General features: G+C 68.8%; 19 protein-coding genes and 1 pseudogene. 5 read left to right on the top strand and 15 right to left on the bottom strand.

The genetic code is table 11. The annotated features are described in order from the left end of the window. Positions 1-164: 164 nt before the first annotated feature. The 3 genes and pseudogenes from EDD27_RS56080 to EDD27_RS45410 form a co-directional block, all read right to left on the bottom strand. Positions 165-428: pseudogene (locus EDD27_RS56080) on the bottom strand (Dabb family protein); the annotation flags it as partial. A gap of 112 nt (positions 429-540) precedes the next feature. After that, positions 541-1,647, bottom strand: a complete 1,107-nt coding sequence (locus EDD27_RS45415; protein WP_241564602.1) for a PQQ-dependent sugar dehydrogenase — start codon at positions 1,645-1,647, stop codon at positions 541-543. Positions 1,648-1,700: 53 nt separating this feature from the next. Further along, positions 1,701-1,916, bottom strand: a complete 216-nt coding sequence (locus EDD27_RS45410; protein ID WP_127938514.1) for an SDR family oxidoreductase — start codon at positions 1,914-1,916, stop codon at positions 1,701-1,703. An 85-nt stretch (positions 1,917-2,001) separates the two neighbouring features. Here EDD27_RS45410 and EDD27_RS45405 point away from each other — a divergent pair, with 85 nt between their 5' ends. Both EDD27_RS45405 and EDD27_RS45400 read left to right on the top strand, forming a co-directional pair. After that, positions 2,002-2,616, top strand: a complete 615-nt coding sequence (locus EDD27_RS45405) for a TetR/AcrR family transcriptional regulator (protein ID WP_127938512.1) — start codon at positions 2,002-2,004, stop codon at positions 2,614-2,616. Positions 2,617-2,701: 85 nt separating this feature from the next. Then, positions 2,702-3,394 (top strand): aspartate/glutamate racemase family protein, encoded by a 693-nt coding sequence (locus tag EDD27_RS45400; RefSeq protein ID WP_127938510.1) that lies wholly within the window; start codon positions 2,702-2,704, stop codon positions 3,392-3,394. Positions 3,395-3,649: 255 nt separating this feature from the next. Here the strand turns inward: EDD27_RS45400 and EDD27_RS57425 are convergent, their stop codons facing one another. The 4 genes from EDD27_RS57425 to EDD27_RS45380 form a co-directional block, all read right to left on the bottom strand. Continuing rightward, positions 3,650-4,318 carry an Atu4866 domain-containing protein gene (locus EDD27_RS57425; RefSeq protein ID WP_127938508.1) on the bottom strand — a complete coding sequence of 223 codons (669 nt, stop codon included), beginning with the start codon at positions 4,316-4,318 and terminating at the stop codon, positions 3,650-3,652. Positions 4,319-4,624: 306 nt separating this feature from the next. After that, complete coding sequence (locus EDD27_RS45390) at positions 4,625-6,373, bottom strand: ABC transporter ATP-binding protein (protein WP_127938506.1); 1,749 nt, start codon at positions 6,371-6,373, stop codon at positions 4,625-4,627. Then, the gene (locus EDD27_RS45385) at positions 6,370-8,082 is read right to left on the bottom strand and encodes an ATP-binding cassette domain-containing protein (protein WP_164904077.1); all 1,713 of its coding nucleotides are present in this window, start codon (positions 8,080-8,082) and stop codon (positions 6,370-6,372) included. Before EDD27_RS45385 ends, EDD27_RS45390 begins: the two co-directional genes overlap by 4 nt. A 441-nt stretch (positions 8,083-8,523) precedes the next feature. Further along, the gene (locus EDD27_RS45380; protein ID WP_127938501.1) at positions 8,524-9,135 is read right to left on the bottom strand and encodes an NADPH-dependent FMN reductase; all 612 of its coding nucleotides are present in this window, start codon (positions 9,133-9,135) and stop codon (positions 8,524-8,526) included. 151 nt (positions 9,136-9,286) lie between these two features. On the opposite strand from EDD27_RS45380, the gene EDD27_RS45375 reads away from it, so the two are divergent. Then, positions 9,287-9,577, top strand: a complete 291-nt coding sequence (locus tag EDD27_RS45375; protein WP_127938498.1) for a hypothetical protein — start codon at positions 9,287-9,289, stop codon at positions 9,575-9,577. A 20-nt stretch (positions 9,578-9,597) separates the two neighbouring features. On the opposite strand, the gene selD is transcribed toward EDD27_RS45375, so the two are convergent. The 7 genes from selD to EDD27_RS55005 all read right to left on the bottom strand — a co-directional run bounded on the left by selD (position 9,598) and on the right by EDD27_RS55005 (position 14,966). After that, positions 9,598-10,587, bottom strand: coding sequence for a selenide, water dikinase SelD (selD, locus tag EDD27_RS45370; RefSeq protein ID WP_206641949.1), 990 nt, complete (start codon positions 10,585-10,587; stop codon positions 9,598-9,600). 102 nt (positions 10,588-10,689) lie between these two features. Next, positions 10,690-11,040, bottom strand: coding sequence for a DoxX family protein (locus EDD27_RS45365; RefSeq protein ID WP_127938495.1), 351 nt, complete (start codon positions 11,038-11,040; stop codon positions 10,690-10,692). A 103-nt stretch (positions 11,041-11,143) separates the two neighbouring features. Next, the gene (locus EDD27_RS45360; RefSeq protein WP_127938493.1) at positions 11,144-11,779 is read right to left on the bottom strand and encodes a response regulator; all 636 of its coding nucleotides are present in this window, start codon (positions 11,777-11,779) and stop codon (positions 11,144-11,146) included. Beyond that, on the bottom strand, positions 11,772-13,016 hold the full coding sequence (locus tag EDD27_RS45355) for a sensor histidine kinase (protein ID WP_241564601.1): 1,245 nt from the start codon (positions 13,014-13,016) through the stop codon (positions 11,772-11,774). Before EDD27_RS45355 ends, EDD27_RS45360 begins: the two co-directional genes overlap by 8 nt. 12 nt (positions 13,017-13,028) lie before the next feature. Beyond that, on the bottom strand, positions 13,029-13,733 hold the full coding sequence (locus tag EDD27_RS45350; RefSeq protein WP_206641947.1) for an ABC transporter permease: 705 nt from the start codon (positions 13,731-13,733) through the stop codon (positions 13,029-13,031). A gap of 12 nt (positions 13,734-13,745) precedes the next feature. Next, complete coding sequence (locus EDD27_RS45345; protein WP_127938491.1) at positions 13,746-14,663, bottom strand: ABC transporter ATP-binding protein; 918 nt, start codon at positions 14,661-14,663, stop codon at positions 13,746-13,748. 141 nt (positions 14,664-14,804) lie between these two features. Then, a complete protein-coding gene (locus EDD27_RS55005; protein ID WP_164904076.1) occupies positions 14,805-14,966 on the bottom strand; it encodes a hypothetical protein in 162 nt (53 codons plus the stop codon). Positions 14,967-15,167: 201 nt separating this feature from the next. Between EDD27_RS55005 and EDD27_RS56070 the strand changes: the two genes are divergently transcribed. Then, positions 15,168-16,853: a PQQ-dependent sugar dehydrogenase gene (locus tag EDD27_RS56070; protein WP_206641946.1), complete on the top strand. Its 1,686-nt coding sequence runs from the start codon at positions 15,168-15,170 to the stop codon at positions 16,851-16,853. 108 nt (positions 16,854-16,961) lie between these two features. On the opposite strand, the gene EDD27_RS45330 is transcribed toward EDD27_RS56070, so the two are convergent. Next, positions 16,962-17,597, bottom strand: coding sequence for a hemerythrin domain-containing protein (locus tag EDD27_RS45330; protein ID WP_127938489.1), 636 nt, complete (start codon positions 17,595-17,597; stop codon positions 16,962-16,964). Positions 17,598-17,774: 177 nt separating this feature from the next. Here EDD27_RS45330 and EDD27_RS45325 point away from each other — a divergent pair, with 177 nt between their 5' ends. After that, positions 17,775-18,290 (top strand): DinB family protein, encoded by a 516-nt coding sequence (locus EDD27_RS45325; RefSeq protein ID WP_127938486.1) that lies wholly within the window; start codon positions 17,775-17,777, stop codon positions 18,288-18,290. The last annotated feature ends 381 nt before the right edge of the window (positions 18,291-18,671 follow it).

Here is an 18,671-nt window from a genome sequence, read left to right as displayed (position 1 = left end):
GCCGTTCCCGCCGCGGTCACCGCAATGGCCTTGAGCACCGTGCGGCGCGTGTGCGCGGCTCTCTCAGGTAGGGGGTCGTGTTCCACCGACGCCTCCAGCAGGCGCTGACGCAATTCGGCGATCTTCACGCCCGTCTCTGGATCTGGGTCGTCGGTCACGTCGAACGACACGGACTCTTCGACCAGGGGCAGTCCGATCTGGTCGGCGCGGCGGCGCGCAGGATGCATCAGATATTCGCGGTAGCCATCCAGATCTTCGATCACGAAGATGGCCCCCCACTCGTACTCGCCGCTGTAGTCACGGCCGACGGCGAAGGATTTCACCGACGGGACGACCCGACCCTGCTCGCGCAGGCTTTCGAGGGCCTCCGTCCGCTGTTCCGGTGTGACCTCGGGCTTGAAGGTGAATCGGCTGCCGTGGTAGATCATCGTGCTCCTTTCTCCGTACGGGCGGTCACGCGACATGCGAGCTCGCATCGAACACCGTCTCCTCCATCGCCCGGCTGCTCGGGGCCGGCCGCGCCACGATCTCCAAGTACGGTCAGCGCTGCTTCACCTCGACGCGGAGGATCCGGTCGTCGCCCGGGCGCGGGTCGGTGCCGCCCCAGGTGGCGCGGTCGGTGTTCGACGTGACGAGCCACAGGGCTCCGTCGGGGGCCACCTCGACCGTGCGGATCCGGCCGTGGTCGCCGACGAGGTGGTCGATCGGGTCGGCCACCGCGGTGCCGCCCTCGACGGGAAGCTGCCAGAGCCTCCGGCCGCCCAGGGCACCGATCCACAGCGACCCCTCGGCGTACGCGACGCCGGAAGGGCTTGCCTCGTCGGGGTGGATCGTGGCGATCGGAGCCTCGCCCGTGGACCCGGCGATCCCCTCGGTCTCCGGCCACCCGTAGTCCGCGCCCGCACGGAGGACGTTGACCTCGTCCCACGTGCGGTGACCGAGCTCCGACGCGTAGGGGGTGCCGTCGGGTCCGAACGCGATGCCCTGGACGTTGCGGTGGCCGCTGGAGTAGATCGGCGATGAACCCGGGTTGTCCTCGGGGACGGAACCGTCGACTGCGATGCGGAGGATCTTGCCGTTGAGCGAGTCGTCGGTGGCAGCGTTCTCGGGCTCGAAGGCGTCACCCGTGCCGATCCACAGGTGCCCGTCCGGCCCGACGACGATGCGGCCGCCGTGGTGTCGGTCAGCGGTTTGGATGCCGTCGAGCAGCACGCGGTCAACGGTGAGGGAGCGGTAGTCGCCGGCGATCGTGAGCGCGACGATGCGGTTCTGGTCCTCCCCGGAGACGGAGGCGAAGACGGTTCGGTCGGTCGCGAACTCGGGGGAGGCGGCGATGCCGAGCAGCCCACCTTCCGAGCTCACGTGCATGTCGGGGACGACGCCGACCGTCCGCGGGTCACCGCCCTCTGCGGGGATGCGCACGATCTCGCCGGAGATCCGCTCGGAGACGAGCGCCGACCCGTCGGGCAGGAAGGTGAGCCCCCAGGGCGCCTCCAGTCCCGTCGTCAGCTCGACCGGCTCACCGAGGGACGCGACCGCGCCGGCCTGTGCGGTGCTCAGAGGCGCGGATCGTGAGGGTGTTGTCGCCGGCTCGTCCGACGGGCCTGAGCACCCGCTCAGCGCGACGGCGATCGATGCCGCGATCACTGCTGCGCGCGATCGTGAGCGCCTGGTCACTGTACGCTTCGTTCGCCGGCCGCTCATCGCTTGAGCTCCAGCGTCTCGGCGATGTCCTCCGGGGTGCCGAGCCGTCCCATCGGGTTCATCGAGGCGATCTGGTCGACCGCCTCCTGGCTCTTGCCCTCCAAGAACGGGGGCGTCGCGGTGGGGCCGGGCGCGACGGCGTTGACCGTGATGTGCCGGCCGCGCGGCCCCCCGGCGCGGGGCACCGCGACACGCTCAGCCTTGTCCAGCATGTCAGCGCCTCCGATAGGATATGAACGAGTCGTTCACATATGACGGTACACGGAAATGGACGGATAGTCCATAAATGAGGTGACGATGTCCGAGAGCATTGCCGACCGACGCGGCCGAGGTCGCCGGCCGGCCGCAGAGGTGCGCGCTGCGGTACTCACGGCGGCCGGGCGCATCCTGCTCCGAGACGGCATGCAAGCGGTCACGTTCGACCGCGTGGCGATGGAAGCGGGATCGAGCAAGACGACCCTCTACAAGTGGTGGCCGTCGCCGGGTGCGCTCGCGGCCGAGGCGTACTTCGCCCACAGCCGACGGGTGCTGGACTTTCCCGATACCGGTGACGTGCGTGCCGATCTGATCACTCAGCTCGGCGCGTTCGTCCGCTGGCTGAAGGACGAAGGCGCGGAGAAGCCCGTGTCCGAGCTCGTCGGCGCGGCCCAGATGGACGAGAGCCTCGCTCACGCTTGGTCGGAAAGTTACGCGCTCCCCCGGCGCGAGCTCGCCCGGCAACGTCTGCGCATCGCTCAGCGGCAGGGTCAGCTGCGCGAGGACGCGGACCTCGACGTCATCGTGGACCAGCTATGGGGCGCCTGCTACCACCGGCTGCTCGTACTCAGGGTGCCCTTCGACGAATCGATCGTCGAGCGCCTGGTCGACCATGCGCTCTACGGGTCGGCACCGCGCGGAGCGGAAGAGCGCTAGCCCAGACGACTGAACAGCTTTTGGTCTCGGAAATGAGCAGGCACTCCGTCTAGCCTGCCCGCACAAGCTGGCGAAACGGAGTTCCATGCGTACTATCGGTCTCATCGGCGGGTTGAGCTGGGAATCGACGGTGATCTACTACCAGATCATCAACCAGCGGGTACGCGAGCGACTCGGCGGCAGCCATTCCGCCGACAGTCTCATCTGGTCGGTCGACTACACGACCGTCGAGGACCTCATCTTCGCCGACCGCTGGGACGAGGTCAGTACGCTGCTGGCCGGTGCGGGCAGGAAACTGGAGGAGCTCGGCGCCGAGGTCCTGCTCATCTGCAGCAACACCTTCAGCCGGGTGAGCGACGACGTGGCCCGGGCCGCCAGCGTGCCCGTGCTGCACATCGCCGACGCCGTGGGCGCCGAGGCCCGCGCCAGGGGAATGCGCAAGGTCGGTCTGCTGGGCACTTGCTTCACCATGGAGCAGGCCTTCTACCGGGATCGGCTGGCCGCCCACGGCTTCGACGTGGTCGTCCCGCGGCCCGAGCAGCGGGAACTGGTCCATCGCGTGATCTTCGACGAGCTGGTGCGCGGGGTGATCCGGGAATCGTCCAGAGACGCGTACGCCCAGATCATCGCCGATCTCGCGGACGACGGCGCCGAAGGCGTCATCCTCGGCTGCACCGAGATCGAGCTCCTGATCAGTGAGAAGGACACCGCCATCCCGGTGCTGCCGAGCGCCCGGCTGCACGCGGAGGCGGCGGCCGGCTTCGCGCTGGCCGACTGACGCACCCTCGGTCGCGGCACGAAGTGGCGGCTCAGGCGGATAGGCAGGCCGGTGCGTTGGTGCCATACAGCTCCCGCAACGGGACCTTCACGCTGTACCGAATCAACACCTCGCTGCTTGAGGATCCCGGTGATGAAGGCGACCTTCGTTGGTGGGAATGGTGTTGTGCATGACAGCGAGCCTGCACCAGTCCGCGGAGCTCATCCAGGCACCAGTCCCATGCTGAGATCGGCGAAGCCGACCGCGAGAGCCCCGTCATCCGGCGGTCGGTCGTTTGTGCATGACGAACCCGGCGTGGTGGAGCACTCCGTCGGTCAGCTCGCCAAAGGCCCAGAACCCGGTGTCGTCGAGGTAGGTGATGCGGTCGTCGTGGACCCAGTATCTGCCCGTGTAGGCATCGGTCCGGCCGTGGCGTGTCTCGGTGTACCGGCCGTCGGGGAGCAGGTGCTGTTCCAACTCCCGCGAGTAGTCGACCCAGACTCCGTGCCATCTCTGGAGCTCCTCACCTGGGGTGGGGGTCCCAGCGGGACGGGTGGGTTCGCCCTGCCATGCCTCGACATGTCCTGACACGACGACGGCGAGCAGGTCGTGCGGCTGGAGGACCAGCATCTGCCTGATCCGTGACTCGCTCACGCGCTCTCGTGTGACGGCGAAGGTGGCCGGGTTGCCGGGGGTCAGGTCGTAGACGCCGCGCTGGCCCTCAGGACGTGCGTGCACCGCGGTGTCCACAAGCAGCGGAACGACGAACGCGCCGTCCGCCTCGATCACCCGGGCCCGGGACGGAGGGGACTCCTTCCCGCGTGGACCGACGTGCGTGATCCTTCCGTCCTCGGCCCACAGGTCTCCGCGTACGGTCTGTGACGGTGTGACGTGGACAGTGGCGTCGATGACCACCACGGCATCGGAGGCATCGCTTCTTGTCATCTGCTGTGCTCCTCGTGAGACCGTGCCGGCTGCGGGCTCGCCGGTCGGGAGCGGGCGTACCGAATGGATCGCGAGGCCGACGGCCAACGCGGCCGGCAGCAGAATCCACCAGCCGCGGCCGGACTTCGATACGGAGGTGAACACGGTGGGCGCGTCTCTCATGCGCCCTACCCTCCGCGAGGGCGGGATGCGGGAGAAGGCTGCGGTCGTCCTGGGAGCGCTGCACCCAGGCTCGCGTCGGCCGGCCCGCACAGCCTTGCCGCGCCCGACAACAGGCACGTCGAAGGCCCGAGGTCAATATCACATTCAGCAGTTGTCTCCGCTGTAGGCAGCCGCCTGAATGCGGAAAAGCTGGGCGTACGGGCCGTTTCGGGCCATCAGTTCCTCGTGGGAGCCCTGCTCGGCGATGGTGCCGTCGGCCACGACGATGATGTGGTCGGCCATGCGCACGGTGGAGAAACGGTGCGAGACCAGGACGGTGATCCCTTCACCGACCGTCCCGGTCGTCGTGGTGAAGCGCTCGTAGAGGTCGTGTTCGGCGGCCGGGTCAAGGGCGGCGGTGGGCTCGTCGAGGATCAGAACCTCGGGCTTGTCCCGCATGAGAGCGCGGGCGAGAGCCAGGCGCTGCCACTGGCCCTGGGACAGGTCCACGCCGTCGAAGAGGGATCCCAGCTGGGTGTCCACGCCGTTGGGCAGCCGCTCCACGAAGTCGGCTCCCGCCGCGTGGATCGCCTCCTCGACGTGATCCATCCGGGGCAGGCTGCCGATGCCGACCGCATGCCGTACCGGAAGCTGGAACTTGACGAAGTCCTGGAACGCGGCGGTGGTGCGCTGCCGCCAGGCGGCCAGGTCCGTCGCGGCCAGGTCCTGGCCATCCACCTTGATCGTGCCTGATGCCGGCTCATACATGCCGGTGAGGAGCTTGACCAGTGTGGTCTTGCCCGCGCCGTTCACGCCGACCAGAGCGACGACACTGCCCCGACGCAGGTGGAAGCTCACGTCGCGGAGGACCGGGGCCTTCGAACCGGGATAGGCGAAGGTCACGTTCTCGAAAGTGATGCCGCCGCTTACGGGCTGCTTGTCGCCTTTCGGGCCATGTGCGGCGGCGTAGTCGTGGAGCCACGTGTAGTGCTCGGTGACCTGCCCGGTGTGGATGACCCGGCCGATCTGCTCGACCACCTCCTGGATCTGCCCGCGCAGCCGTGCGCCCAGGACCAGAACCAGGACCGCGTCACCGAGGGTCGCCAGGCCGCGGGCGGCCAGATCCGCAGTGAGGGCCAGGACCAGGAGATACCCGGCGCTGAAACAGATCCAGCCGAGGGCGTTCCAGCTACTGGCCCGCACCCGCGCCCGGGAGATCAGCGTGGCGTACCGGTCCCAGGCCTTGGCGGCCTCCTCGTCGATCGCCGCGTGCGCACCACTGACGCGCAGTTCCTTCGCGGTGCCCGCGTCGGTGCACATCCGGTGCAGCATCTCTTCCAGGCGGCCGTGCCGGGCTGCCTCCTTCTCCGCGTCACGCAACCCGCGCAGCGTCCGAGAGTTGATCCACAGCGGCAGCAGAGCCAGCGGCGCGAGCAGGGCCAGCCGGGGATCGACCGCGACGAGCAGCCAGACCGACAGTGCGATGCTGATGACCCCGGCCACGGTCGCCGACAGGCCGAACGCCAGCTGGGCCAGGGTCCGGGAGCCGCGGCGGAGCAGGAAGATGCGGTCCAGATGCTCGGGATGTTCGAGGTGCTCGACGCCGGGCAGGCCCGCGACCAGACCGAGGATCTCGTCGTTGACCAGGATGTCGACCCGAAGGACCAGTTCGAGGGCGAGGCTGTGCAGAACCGTCCGGCCCGCGGTGGAGGCGGTGTAGGCCACCGCGCCGAGAGCGGCCGCCGCCAGCAGACCACCGACGGTGCCCAGGCCGGCCGCGTCGACCAGCCAGCGTTGACTCTGCGCGAGGAGGGCAACGGCCACCGATTGGAACGCCACGAGCGCGGCGACCAGCAGGGTGATCCACGGGCTTGCCTGCCACGTGAGCCGGAGGGTGCGCCTGAGAACTTTCATCCGTTCTCCACGAATCGGGACGCCTGGAGCTCGAACATGCGGGCGTAGTGGCCGTTCGCCGCCATCAAGGCATCGTGGTCGCCCTCTTCGAGAATCGAACCGCCACGCATGACGACGATCCGGTCTGCCTGCCGTACCGTCGAGAGCCGGTGCGAAATCAGCACGATGGTGGCGCCCTCCACTCCGGAGACGACATCCCGGTTGAAGTCGGCCTCCGCACGGACGTCCAGGTGCGCGGTGGGCTCGTCCAGGATGATCAGGTTGCGGCCGTGGCCCACGGCGAAGAAGATGCGGGCCAGCGCGAGACGCTGCCACTGGCCGCCGGACAGGTCCACGCCGTCGTGCACCTCGCGGCTGACCACGGTCTCGATCCCGTGCGGCAGGCTGCCGGCGTTCCATCCCGCCCGTTGCAGGGCCCTTTCGATTCCCTCCCGGTCGTCGCGGCGTTCGGGGGCGCCCATGGCGACGTTGTCGGCCACGGTCAGCGGGTATCGGTTGAAGTCCTGAAACATCACGGCCATCCGGCTCGGGTCGGAAATGACGCGGCCCTCGTCCGGCTCGTACAGGCCGGCCATCAGTTTGATCATCGTGGTCTTGCCCGCGCCGTTGTCGCCGACGATGGCCAGGACCTCACCGGGCTCGATCCGCAGATTCAAACCGTCCAGGATCTTGCCGGTGGTCGGGTAGGCGAAGGACACGTTCTCGAGCCGAACTCCCGCACCGGGTTCCGGGGGGACCGGCTGCGGGGGTGTGCGGGCGGCGAGGGAATCCATCGCCCGGACAGCGCCGAGTCCGGTCTCGATCTCGTACTCCTCCATACCGATCGCGGTGATGCCGAGCACGGCGAAGGAGGCCACCAGGCAGGTGACCAGGTCGCCCTGCGTCATGCGACCCTGCTGGACGGCGAGGCCGAGAAGGAGGAAGGCGAGCAGGACCGCGCCGAACGACAGCAGGAACGCCATCCGCTGGTGGATGAGGATCTCACGGCGGGTCTGCCAGATCACCGACGCCAGGTGCCTGGCCTGGGCGGTACGCCGCCTCACCGCCCAGGCCGCGAGGCCGAAGACGCGGACCTCCTTGCCTGCCTCGCCGCCCGCGCTCACCTCCGACCAATAGTCGGTCTGCCGCCAGGGCCGCGCCTGGATGTACACCACCTCATGGAGGCGGAGAAGCTGGCGCCGAACGATGGAGCGAACGGTCAGCGCCGCGGCCAGCAGAGCGACCGCCGTGAGGGGCGAATAGAGGGCCAGCACCCCGGCCGCGAGGACGGCCCCGGTCGTCCTGGACATGAGCACCACCTGGGCCACCGCAGCGGCACCTGCGGAGAGGTGCTGCCATCCGCCCAAGTTCGAGGCACGGGACAGATCGTCCGCATAGGCGGGATCCTCCAGATGCGCGATCCCTCTGGAAGCGGCCGCCGTGGCGCGGAGCCGGCGGCGTATCGCGCCGTCCACTCGCGTGGCGGCCACCTGACGGAAGGCCTCCATCGCCGCGACCGCGATCCCTTCCACGACCAGGAGTGCGGCGAGTGCCCCCAGGGCCGCCCTCGCCTCGCCCGCGGCCATCCGCGTGATCAGCCAGCCGCTGACCACCGCGAGAAGCGTCGGCAGCGCGGCGAGGCAGACGCTGATCGTCCCAAGTACCGCGGCGTGCGAGGCCGACAGTAGCTGGAGCAGCCGTAATCGGTCCTGCACGACTCGGACCAGCATTCCCACATGGGCTCCTTCCGGACCCATGAACGGTAAGCGCTTTCCCTCAAGGCAGGCAAGGTCTTTCCCCGTTCGGTCATCATCTCGGCGGGCCAGTGCGCACACGTGGGCAGCAGCGAACCACGTCCTCGCGAACAGGGTCCCCTGGCTGCCTTGTACCGGCCATCAGCGACCGTTAACGATCCGACCTTGGGGGCAACGTTGGGAACTCGTCCCGGCCCCGCCAGACGCGCCCCATGCCGCCGGCCCCGATCCCCTCGACCAGCCGGTAACGCTCACTCAGCAGCCCCCCGCCCATCTCGGTCACGATCGGCACAATAACGATCACAGATCCCGAAAGCAGCCCATCTCCCAAAGAGCGCTCGCTCAGGACCTTGTGGAGCAGCCACCCCCGGGCCGGTCACCTTGACCTGTGGGATCGGCTCCTTTCTCTTCGACGAGTCAGGCGCGGGCGCCCGTCGAGGCTCCCTCGCGCAGCGGCTTGAGCGCCCGCGACCAGGCGATGACCTCGTCGAGCAACTCCATCAACGTCAACTCCTGGTGCGGCCCCGGAGCGATGACGCCGGGCTCCGTCGGGTCAGTGATCTCGAAGTCGGTGAACGCCGACAGCACGACCTGCGTGCGCACGTTGGCGACCTGCAGTTCGGTCATGGTGAGCCTGAGGTGCTCCACGGCACGGGTGCCGCCGTGCACGCCGTGGCTCACGAAGCCGGCCGCCCTGTTGTTCCACTCGGCGTACAGGAAGTCGATCGCGTTCTTCAGCGCGGCGGGGGCAGAGTGGTTGTACTCCGGGGTGACGAAGACGAATCCGTCGAACGAGCCGACGGTGCCTGCCCATCGGGCGGTGTGCTCGTTGCGGTAGTCGCCGAACAGCGCGGGCGCGGGCTCGTCGAGCATCGGCAGCTCGTAGTCGGCCAGGTCCACGAGCTCGAAGGCGGCCTGGCCGGACGTGGTGGCCGGGTGCCGGGCGGCGACCTCGGCAACCCAGCGGGCGGCGACCTCGGTCCTGCGGCTGGGACGGGTGCTGCCGACGACGATGGCGACCTTGATCATGCGGTTGTCTCCTCTGCTGGGTTCGATGTGCGACAGGAGGTAAAGTACAACGTGCATGGCAATGCGTAAAACGATAACTGCAACATATCTCCAAGGCGTCACCATGGCCTCACGGATTCTCAGGTGATCCCGTACGTGTCAGAGTTGTTCCATGGCAGACGATCTCGACCACACGCGTGGCCTCGGTCCCCCGCATCGCCCGAGGTCACTTCCCGTCTGGATCAACGTGGTCGTGATCGGCTTCGGCCTGATCGTCATCGTCGGCCATACACGCAGGCTGATCGAGGGAAGGCACACCACCGACTTCGAGTGGTTGTTCGGCTGGAACCTGGGCTCGTGGTGGTGGGTGGGGCAACTCGTCGTCATCCTGGGCTGGTGCCTCATCGTCTTCATGCGCGTTCAAGACCTGATGCGCAGGCGCAAGGGAATCCACACCAAGTGAGGGAATGAGATCCTGCGCGTTCAGCGGATCATGATGGTGTGGCGATTGCGGGGGATCAGCTCTCCGATCACAGGGGCGCCCGGGATCTCTCCGGCGATCAGCAGGCCGCCGGAGGTCTGCGCGTCCGCGAGCAGGAGCAGCGTCTCCTCATCCGTCGTCCCGATGTCGGTGTGCGGGGCCACCCACTCCAGGTTGCGGCGGGAGCCTCCCGGCACGTAGCCGTCGCGCACGGCCTCTCGGGCTCCTTCCATCAGGGGTACGACCCTCGCGTCGAGCACCGCGGTGACATCCGAGCTCCGGGCCAGCTTGTACAGGTGACCCAGGAGGCCGAAGCCGGTGACGTCGGTGGCGCACCGCACACCGGCCTCGAGAGCCGCCCGGCCGGCGTCGGCGTTGAGCCGGGTCATGATGTCGATCGCTTGCGGGAACACCTCTCCGGTGGCCTTGTGCCGGTTGTTCAGCACGCCGGAGCCGATGGGCTTGGTCAGCGACAGCGGCAGCCCGGGGCGGCCTGCGTTGTTGCGCATCAGCCGCGCGGGATCGGCCAGGCCGGTGACGGCCATGCCGTACATGGGCTCCGCACCGTTCACACTGTGGCCGCCGGCCAGGTGGCACCCGGCCTGTCGCGCGACGTCCGCACCGCCCCTCAGGACCTCTCTGGCGATCTCGTACGGCAGGTTCTCCCGAGGCCAGCACAGCAAGTTGAGCGCGACGAGAGGCCGGCCTCCCATGGCGTAGACGTCGGAGAGCGCGTTGGCGGCGGCGATCCGGCCCCAGTCGTAGGCATCGTCGACGACCGGTGTGAAGAAGTCGGCAGTGCTCACGATCGCGGTGTCGCCCTCGATACGGACGACTGCCGCGTCGTCACCGGTCTCCGTTCCGACCAGGAGCTCCCCCAGCGGATCCTTGGGCGGCGTCAGGCCGAAGCCGGCGAGCACGTTCTCGAGCTCGCCGGCCGGGATCTTGCAGGCGCAGCCGCCGCCCTGGGCATAGCGCGTCAATCGCAGCACGACTCGTAATGTAGCCCGATTCCGGGCAATCAGGTGATCATCCTGTACGCCCGACAGGGTCAAGGCCAGTCGTCAACGACGCGCGGCGCCGAGTCCGGGCTCTCAAGGTGAGAGGAGGCGCAGTACGAGGCAGCCGATGGCCAGCAGGAGGAACGCGGCTGGAAAAGGCAGGTGCGAATACCAGCGAGCGCGGGCGACCGTGACGACGGCGCCGATGAAGTACAGCACGAGGCCGGCTGCCGCCGCGACCCCGATCGCGGGGACGGCAAGGCCCGCCAGCACACCGAGCGCCCCCACCGCCTTGGCGATGCCCAAGGGGTAGAGCCATGAGTGCGGCACCCCGTTCTTGGACATGTTGCCGAGAATCCATGGGACGCGAACAAAGTCGGCGATCGCCGCCGCGATATTGCTCACGACGGTCGCGACGACCACGACGACATAGGCGGTGAACACCCCGGGTCTTCCTTCCTGCTGGGCTCGTCTCAAGCCTGGCCGGAGGACCGGAGGAGCGTCCAATACCTGCATCTATAACCGGATGGAATGGAAGCGCGGGCCCCTACTCCAAGGGCAGCAGGCCGCGTTGGAAGGCGACGGCGACCGCTGCCGCGCGGTCGTTGACGCCGAGCTTGGCGTAGATGTGCAGCACATGCGTCTTGACCGTGGCCTCGCTGATGAACAGGCGCGCGGCCGCCTCGCGGTTGGTGGTGCCCTGAGCGATCAGGTTGAGGATCTCCAGCTCCCGCGCGCTCAGCGGGTCGACGGGGGTGCGCACCTGGCCGAGCAGACGGGTGGCGACCGACGGGGCGAGCGCGGCCTCACCGCGCGCCGCCGCGGCCACCGCGCGCACGAGTTCGTCGCGGAGGACGTCCTTGAGCAGGTAGCCCGTGGCGCCGGCCTCGATCGCGGGCAGCACGTCGCTGTCGGTGTCGTACGTGGTCAAGACGAGCACGCGTGCCCTGAGGCCCAGCCTGGCCAGCTCCCTGATGGCGCTCACCCCGTCCATCCTCGGCATACGCAGGTCCATGAGGATCACGTCGGGGTCCAGCGCCCGCGCGAGCTCGACTGCTTGGGCGCCGTCGCCGGCCTCGGCCAGCACCTCGAAGCCGGGATCGCCGGCGAACATGCCGCGCAGGCCGTCACGGACAATGGGGTGATCGTCGGCGATCAGCAGCCGGATGGGGGCCTCAGGCACTCGGGGTCTCCTTGAATGTCTCCTTCGAGCGCTCCTCGGAGGGCTCCTTGAGTATGGCGGGGATGGCAGCGGAGATCGCCGTGCCCGCGCCCGGCTCGGATTCGATCTCGAATCGTCCGGCAAGGCGGGTGACCCGCTTACGCATCGACGCCAGGCCGAAGCCGCCGCCGTCCAGAGCCCGCGCCGGATCGAAGCCGGCTCCGTCGTCGCGTACGTCCAGGGTGATCACATCTTCCATGTACGACAGCGTGACCCCGACGCGCGACGCCCCTGCGTGCTTGGCGATGTTGGCGAGGGCCTCCTGCGCGATGCGGAGCAGGCTGGCCTCCACCTCCGGATGGAGGGCGCGGACGGTGCCGGTAGTGGTGACTTCCACACGTACGCCGTTCAACTCCGACCACCCAGTGGCGATCTCCGCGAGCGCGTCGGGCAGCGGGGCGGCCTCCAGCGGCCCGGGTCCCACGGCGTGCACGGACCTGCGGGCCTCGGCGAGGCTCTCGCGGGCCAGTTGCACGGCGTTGTCGATGTGCCGCCGCCAGGCAGAGGGATCGGCCTCGGCTCGCACGGCTGCCTGGAGCTGGGTGATGATGCCGGTCAGGCCCTGGGCGAGAGTGTCGTGGATCTCCCCCGCCATGCGCTGGCGCTCGTCCAGCACGCCTGCCTCGCGGGCCTGGACGAGGAGCTGCGCGTGCAGGCCGGCGTTCTCCCGCATCGCCTCCTCCAGCCGCGCCACCATTTTCTTACGCTCGGTGCTGCGCTCGGCCGTGACCTCGCCGAAGAAGCTGAACAGGCTGACCACGGCCACGATCGCGGCCGTGAACAGCACGTGGGTGAGGATCCCGGCCGGGGTGGGCTCGGGCAGCCCGCCGTTGTAGGTCGTGATGCTGATGGCCGCCGTGGCCGCCACCCCGGCGAACCTCCACTTCCCGTTCAGCAGCTGCCACGAGTGGAGGTAGCCGGTGAAGGAGAAGAAGCCGGCGAACCATATCCCCCGCGTGCACAACACCGCGATCAGGATCACCAGGCCGGCGACGTAGACGGCCGGGTGGCGGGGGATCATCACCCGGATCCAGGCCGCGGCCAGCGCGGCCAGGCCGAGCGTGACCAGATGGTACGTCCACGGGCGGTCGTCGGTGAGCCAGGAGAGCGCCGTGGAGATCGCCAGCAGCAAGTACGGGACAGCGGCCATGAGGCGCTCGAGGAGCGGCTCCCATCGGTCCAGGCGCGTGTCCGCCACCGTCGGCACCCTTCACTCCCAGCGGAAGAACTTGGCTGCGGCGAGGCTGATGAGCACCGCGTACGCGGCCATGACACCCAGCAGCAGGAGGTCAGGCGACACACCCGCCCAGACGTCCTGAAGAGTCCGCCGAAAAGCGCCCAAGGGGGTGAATTCACCGATACGCGCCAGGATAACGGGCATCTGATCGACGGGCTGGATCAAACCGGCCAGGTACGCCATCGGGAAGTACAACATCACGCCCACCCCGTTGGCCGTGCGCCCGTTCGCCGCCAGAGCAGCGATCAACAGGCCGATGGCGAACATCGCGGCCGTGCCCATGAGGAAAACGGCGGCGAACGGCGCCACCTGAGTGGGCACGTGCGCGCTCAGGACGGTGCCAGCGACGGCGAGCAGCAGGGCACAGGCGGTCAACGCGAGGACGAGTTGGAGGATGAGCTGCACCACCAGCATGCTCCCCGGGCGTACCGGAGTGGTGGAGAGGCGACGCAGAATACCCCGTTCCCGGTACGTGGCCAGAGTGGTCGGCAACTGGTAGAGGCCCACGAGGCCCACGGCGATCGCCAGCGTCATCGGCAGGAGCACCGTGTCTCCCGGAGAGATCGAGCTGCCGAAGACGACCAGGATGAACAGCGGGATGAGGATCGTGAAGATCGAGCCGGGCTCGCGTGCCAGCAGCTTGAGCTCGACAGTGGTGAGCTTGGCGATGACGGTCATGCCGGGATCTCCTCAGAGGTGGAACGAGCGGCCGGTCAGGGCGAGGAACGCGTCGTCGAGCGTGCGCTTGTCGATGCGCAGGTCGGCGACCGGGATGAGGTTGCGGGCCAGGGCCGAGGTGACGGCGGTGGCGAAGTCGCCCCGGCCGGTGACGGTCACCTGGTTGCCGTCGCGGGTCACGCTCGACACGCCGGGCAGGTCTCGCAGCAGGGCGGCCGGGTCGCTGGTGTCCCCGGCCATCAGCGTGAACCGCATCCGGTGCTCGGCGTCGATCGCGTCGATCAGCTCCTGCGGGGTGCCGGTCGCCGCGATGCGGCCCCGGTCGAAGACCGCGACGCGGTCGCAGAGCTCCTCCACCTCGTCCATGAAGTGGCTGACCAGGACCACGGTCACGCCGGACGCCCGTACCTTCTTGATCAGCTCCCAGGTGGCACGGCGGGCCTGCGGGTCGAGCCCGGTGGTGAGCTCGTCGAGGAACGCCACCCGCGGGCTGCCCACCAGGGCGAGCGCGATGAACAGCCGCTGCTTCTGGCCGCCCGACAGCTTGCCGAAGCGGGCGTTGCGTTTGTCGGCCAGGCCCCACTCCTCCAGCAGCTCGCGCCAGTCCCGCGGCTTGGCGTAGAACGAGGCGTACAGGTCGAGGGCCTCCCAGACCTTGATGTTCTCGGGCAGCTGGGTGTGCTGGAGCTGCACCCCGATGCGCTCGCGCAGCTGGCGGCCGTCCCTGACCGGGTCGAGGCCGAGCACCCGGATCGAACCGCTGTCGGCGCGCCGCAAGCCCTCCACACATTCCACGGTGGTGGTCTTGCCGGTGCCGTTAGGGCCGAGGAGGCCGAAGATCTCGCCTTCCTCGACGGAGAACGAGATGCCGTTCAGTACGGTGTGGCCCGCGTACCTCTTGGTGAGGTCGGTGACGTCGATGACTGCCATGGATCAATCATGATTTTCCAGCTCACGATGGGGATCGCCCGCTCGGCCGGGATTCGCGGCGGATGTGGTTGATCGGAAAATCCACCGAATGGTGGATGGCAGACCTTTCTGATAGGTGAGCCGCGTGCGGGGCGGCACGCGTCAGCGGGGCAAAGGACAGTGGAAAAGCATCAACTGCCAGTCGCCGTCGGACAGGTCGCCGTGCCGTCCTCCCAGGCGATCACCGGTCGTTCCCGTCATGACCGTCCCGCGGACCTCCGCCCAGACCGCGCCGACCAGCTCGGTCCGCCCGTTGACCACCATCCATGGTCCGCATGCCGTGAATGTCCCAGAGCGCACTCGACGCCGTCCCGGCTCATGACAGAACGGCTATCCCTCGTCGTTGAAAGTTTCAGCCGTCGTCGCAGATCACCGAATCACGCAAGGCACGATGATTGAGTTCGGGCCATCCGCGTGCCTACGGTGCTGACATCCGCACACGGCGATCCGGTCAAGGAGTCCGTCATGCGTGCCCGTGTCGTTCCGGCCCTGATCTTGGCGCTGCTCGCGCTGTTCATCAACGTTCCCGAGGCACGCGCCCAGGTGGTGGGCGGCTTCGACTTCTCCCGGGCGGAGGTCTCGGTCACGGGCCTGCAGATTCCGTGGGGGCTCGCCTTCCTGCCGGACGGCAGCGCGCTGGTCTCCGAGCGGAACACCGGCCGGATCCTCCAGGTACGGCCCGGCCAGACGCCCACCCCGGTCGCCACGATCAACGGGGTGAGCGCCTCCGGTGAGAGCGGCCTGCTCGGCATCGCCGTGTCGCCCTCCTACGCCCAGGACGGCTGGGTGTACGCGTACTTCACCAGCACCAGCGGCGACAACCGCCTGGTCAGGCTCCAGCTGAGCGCCCCGCAGACGCAGACCGTGATCCTCTCCGGGGTCCCGAGCGCCGCCATCCACGACGGCGGCCGCATCGCCTTCGGCCCGGACGGCATGCTGTACGTGGCGACCGGCGACGCCGGCAACACCGCCAACGCCCAAAACCTCAACAGCCCCGCGGGGAAGATCCTGCGCATGACGCCCACCGGCGGGATCCCGTCGGGCAACCCGTTCTCCGGCTCCCGCGTCTGGAGCTACGGCCACCGCAACGTGCAAGGGCTGGCCTGGGACTCCCAAGGCAGGATGTACGCCACCGAGTTCGGCCAGAACACCTGGGACGAGATCAACCAGATCGTCGCCGGCGGCAACTACGGCTGGCCCACGTGCGAGGGCTCCTGCGGCAACTCGTCCTTCCGCAACCCGATCGTCACCTGGACGACGGCCGAGGCGTCGCCGAGCGGGCTGGCGTACGCCAACAACACGCTCTTCGCGGCGGCGCTGCGTGGCCAGCGGCTGTGGACGGTGCCGCTGACCAGCAGCGGCGGGGCGGGCACCCCGCTGGCCGAGCTCCAGTCCGCCTACGGGCGGCTGCGCGCGGTCGCGGTCGGACCGGACGGCTGGCTCTGGGTGGCGACCAGCAACCGCGACGGCCGCGGCACTCCGGTGGCCCAGGACGACCGCATCATCCGCATCCCGCCGGCCACGAGCGGAACCGACACCACCGCGCCGACCATCCCGGGCAACCTCGCCGCGTCCGGGACGACCGCCACCGGCACCACCCTGGCGTGGACCGCCTCGACCGACAACGTCGGCGTGACCGGCTACGACATCCTGCGCGCGACCGGCGCGACCGGCGGCACGTTCGCCCAGACCGGCACGTCGGCGACCACGTCGTTCACCGACACGGGGCTGGCCGCGAACACCACCTACCGCTACCAGGTCCGTGCCCGCGACGCGGCAGGCAACCTCTCCCCCGTCTCCAACACGGTCACGGTCACCACCACGGGCGGCACCACCACCGGCGGATGCACGGCGACGCCGGCCACCCAGTCCCAATGGGGCACGGGCTACGTGATCCAGCCCGTCACGGTCACCAACACCGGGACCTCCACGATCAACGGCTGGACGGTGACGTTCACCCTGCCTGCCGGCCACACCATCACCGGCTCGTGGAACGCCACGTTGTCCGTGAGCGGGCAGACCGTCACGGCCAGGAACGCCGGGCACAACGGCACGATCGCGGCGAGCCAGAGCACCACGTTCGGCTTCCAGGCCACTCGCCCCAACGGGAACACACAGGTGCCCTCCGGCTACCAGTGCACGAGTCCCTGACCGGGTCCCAGGAGTCATCGGGACCCGGGGCCCATGGCCAGGGCGCCGGATTTGTCCAAATATGTGCGGGTGACTCATCAGTGGCGGGTGCCCGCCGCCAGTAGGGCGTCACGCCGCACCGAAGATCAGCTGCTGGCGGCGCCGGTGCCCGCGGCCCAGCAGGGTGAGCAAGAGCGCCAGCGCGGGCCCCGCCGCCCTGCGGAGCTCGGCCAGCTCGTCGGGGCGGGCGTACTGGCCGATCCGCGGCAGGTCGAAGCCGAGGTCGCCGCCCTTGCTTACTTCGTTCTCGACCGTGTTCCAGTCCGGCTCGGACACGTAGGTGGCGATGATCGGGAAGAGCAGCCGTTCCTCCTGCTCGATGTGCTCGTCCAGCAGGTCGGCGAGGGTGCCGAGGGCCACGGCCATACGTTTGGCGGCCACCGGGAGCTTGCCGAGCCGGGTCGCGTACCAGGTGATCTCCTCAAGGAGCGGGTCGAGCTTGGCGTGGTCGTCGCTCAGGTCGCTCAGGTCCACCTCGGCGCCCGCCGAGCGCACGATGACCGGCCACAGCACGTAGTCCTCGGCCTGGTGATGGTGGTGGATGCCGTCGCACAGCTTGGTGGCGAACGCGGCGATCGCATTGAGCCGGGCCGCGTCGGCCCGCTCGTCACCGCCCGCGAGCTGGTCCATCAACCTGGCCAGGCGGCGCGTGTCACCGCGCATGGCGCGATGCGTGAGGCGGAGTCCGAGCAGGTTGGGCGCCATTGTGATGCTCCTCTTCTTCGTCAGGGAACCCAGCGTGCGCCCCCGCACTTGGTCCTCTCTTGGCACCCACTTGGGTTGCGATGGGAGTCGACATATGCCGCCCGCGCCCGGGGCCGGCGCCTGAGCCGCGGAAAACGCGGTGCGGACGCCGCCATCACTGAAGTACCGTCCGGCCTCATGACCATCCCACGCGTACGCCCTCCTCTCGTAGCCGACGAGCGGACCCAGCTCATCGGCTGGCTCGACGTGCAACGCGCCATCATCCAGTGGAAATGCGAAGGCCTGTCGGAGGAGGACGCCCACCGCCCGGTCCTGCCCGACTCGCCGCTCATGACGATGGCGGGCCTGGTCTCCCACATGCGCTGGACCGAGCACTGCTGGTTCGAGGTCCTGTTCCTGGGCCGCGGCCAGTCCGACAACCCGCAGTTCGACGAGACCGTCGAGGACGCCGACATGAAGGTCGAGGGTGTCCCGCTGGCCCGGCTCCTCGACGAGTACGAGCGCCAGTGCACCGTCTCCAACGAGATCGTCGCCACGCACTCGCTGGACGACGTGGGCAAACACCCCGACTTCACCTCGGCGGGCGCCACCCTGCGCTGGATGATCATCCACATGGTCGAGGAGACCGCCAGGCACGCCGGCCACGCCGACATCATCAGGGAGCTGCTGGACGGCGGGAAGGGTTACTACTGAGCAGGCACCACAGAAGAGCTGCTGAAACGCTCACGTGACGCTCCCCTGGGCCGTCTCTGGGCCGTCGGCCCGGGTCTTGGCGATCCAGTTGTCCAGCGACATGGGCGACGCCCGCCGGCCGCATCTCCGCCGACCGGCATTCACCGCGGCGGCTGGGATGTCCTCCTCCCGGACGATCCCCCCTTCGCACAGCTTCTTCTCCCAGTGCTCGTGGGAGACGGGGGAGGCCTTCGTCGCGCCGGGGTCCTAGAACGACACCCCCGCCCGGTAAACCCTCCAGATTCCGGGCGGAGGTCTTGAGCTCACCCGTCAGCTGTCACTCGGCATGAACCTGCGTCCAGTGCGACGGCGTCCCCTCGTACATCACGTCATTGCAGTCGC

Source organism: Nonomuraea polychroma (assembly GCF_004011505.1).
Classification (GTDB): Bacteria; Actinomycetota; Actinomycetes; order Streptosporangiales; family Streptosporangiaceae; genus Nonomuraea; species Nonomuraea polychroma.
Note: the sequence above shows the minus strand (reverse complement) of the source record. Positions and strands in the feature narration are given on the sequence as shown.

What these genes read in the sequence shown, in the direction of transcription:
- EDD27_RS45380 (WP_127938501.1), bottom strand. Translation starts at nt 9,135, where the DNA reads ATGATCAAGGTCGCCATCGTCGTCGGCAGCACCCGTCCCAGCCGCAGG.
- EDD27_RS45325 (WP_127938486.1), top strand. Translation starts at nt 17,775, where the DNA reads ATGACCATCCCACGCGTACGCCCTCCTCTCGTAGCCGACGAGCGGACC.
- EDD27_RS45410 (WP_127938514.1), bottom strand. Translation starts at nt 1,916, where the DNA reads ATGCTGGACAAGGCTGAGCGTGTCGCGGTGCCCCGCGCCGGGGGGCCG.
- EDD27_RS56070 (WP_206641946.1), top strand. Translation starts at nt 15,168, where the DNA reads ATGCGTGCCCGTGTCGTTCCGGCCCTGATCTTGGCGCTGCTCGCGCTG.
- EDD27_RS45330 (WP_127938489.1), bottom strand. Translation starts at nt 17,597, where the DNA reads ATGGCGCCCAACCTGCTCGGACTCCGCCTCACGCATCGCGCCATGCGC.
- EDD27_RS45400 (WP_127938510.1), top strand. Translation starts at nt 2,702, where the DNA reads ATGCGTACTATCGGTCTCATCGGCGGGTTGAGCTGGGAATCGACGGTG.
- EDD27_RS45345 (WP_127938491.1), bottom strand. Translation starts at nt 14,663, where the DNA reads ATGGCAGTCATCGACGTCACCGACCTCACCAAGAGGTACGCGGGCCAC.
- EDD27_RS55005 (WP_164904076.1), bottom strand. Translation starts at nt 14,966, where the DNA reads ATGGTGGTCAACGGGCGGACCGAGCTGGTCGGCGCGGTCTGGGCGGAG.
- EDD27_RS45390 (WP_127938506.1), bottom strand. Translation starts at nt 6,373, where the DNA reads ATGAAAGTTCTCAGGCGCACCCTCCGGCTCACGTGGCAGGCAAGCCCG.
- EDD27_RS57425 (WP_127938508.1), bottom strand. Translation starts at nt 4,318, where the DNA reads ATGACAAGAAGCGATGCCTCCGATGCCGTGGTGGTCATCGACGCCACT.
- EDD27_RS45350 (WP_206641947.1), bottom strand. Translation starts at nt 13,733, where the DNA reads ATGACCGTCATCGCCAAGCTCACCACTGTCGAGCTCAAGCTGCTGGCA.
- EDD27_RS45375 (WP_127938498.1), top strand. Translation starts at nt 9,287, where the DNA reads ATGGCAGACGATCTCGACCACACGCGTGGCCTCGGTCCCCCGCATCGC.
- EDD27_RS45405 (WP_127938512.1), top strand. Translation starts at nt 2,002, where the DNA reads ATGTCCGAGAGCATTGCCGACCGACGCGGCCGAGGTCGCCGGCCGGCC.
- EDD27_RS45385 (WP_164904077.1), bottom strand. Translation starts at nt 8,082, where the DNA reads ATGCTGGTCCGAGTCGTGCAGGACCGATTACGGCTGCTCCAGCTACTG.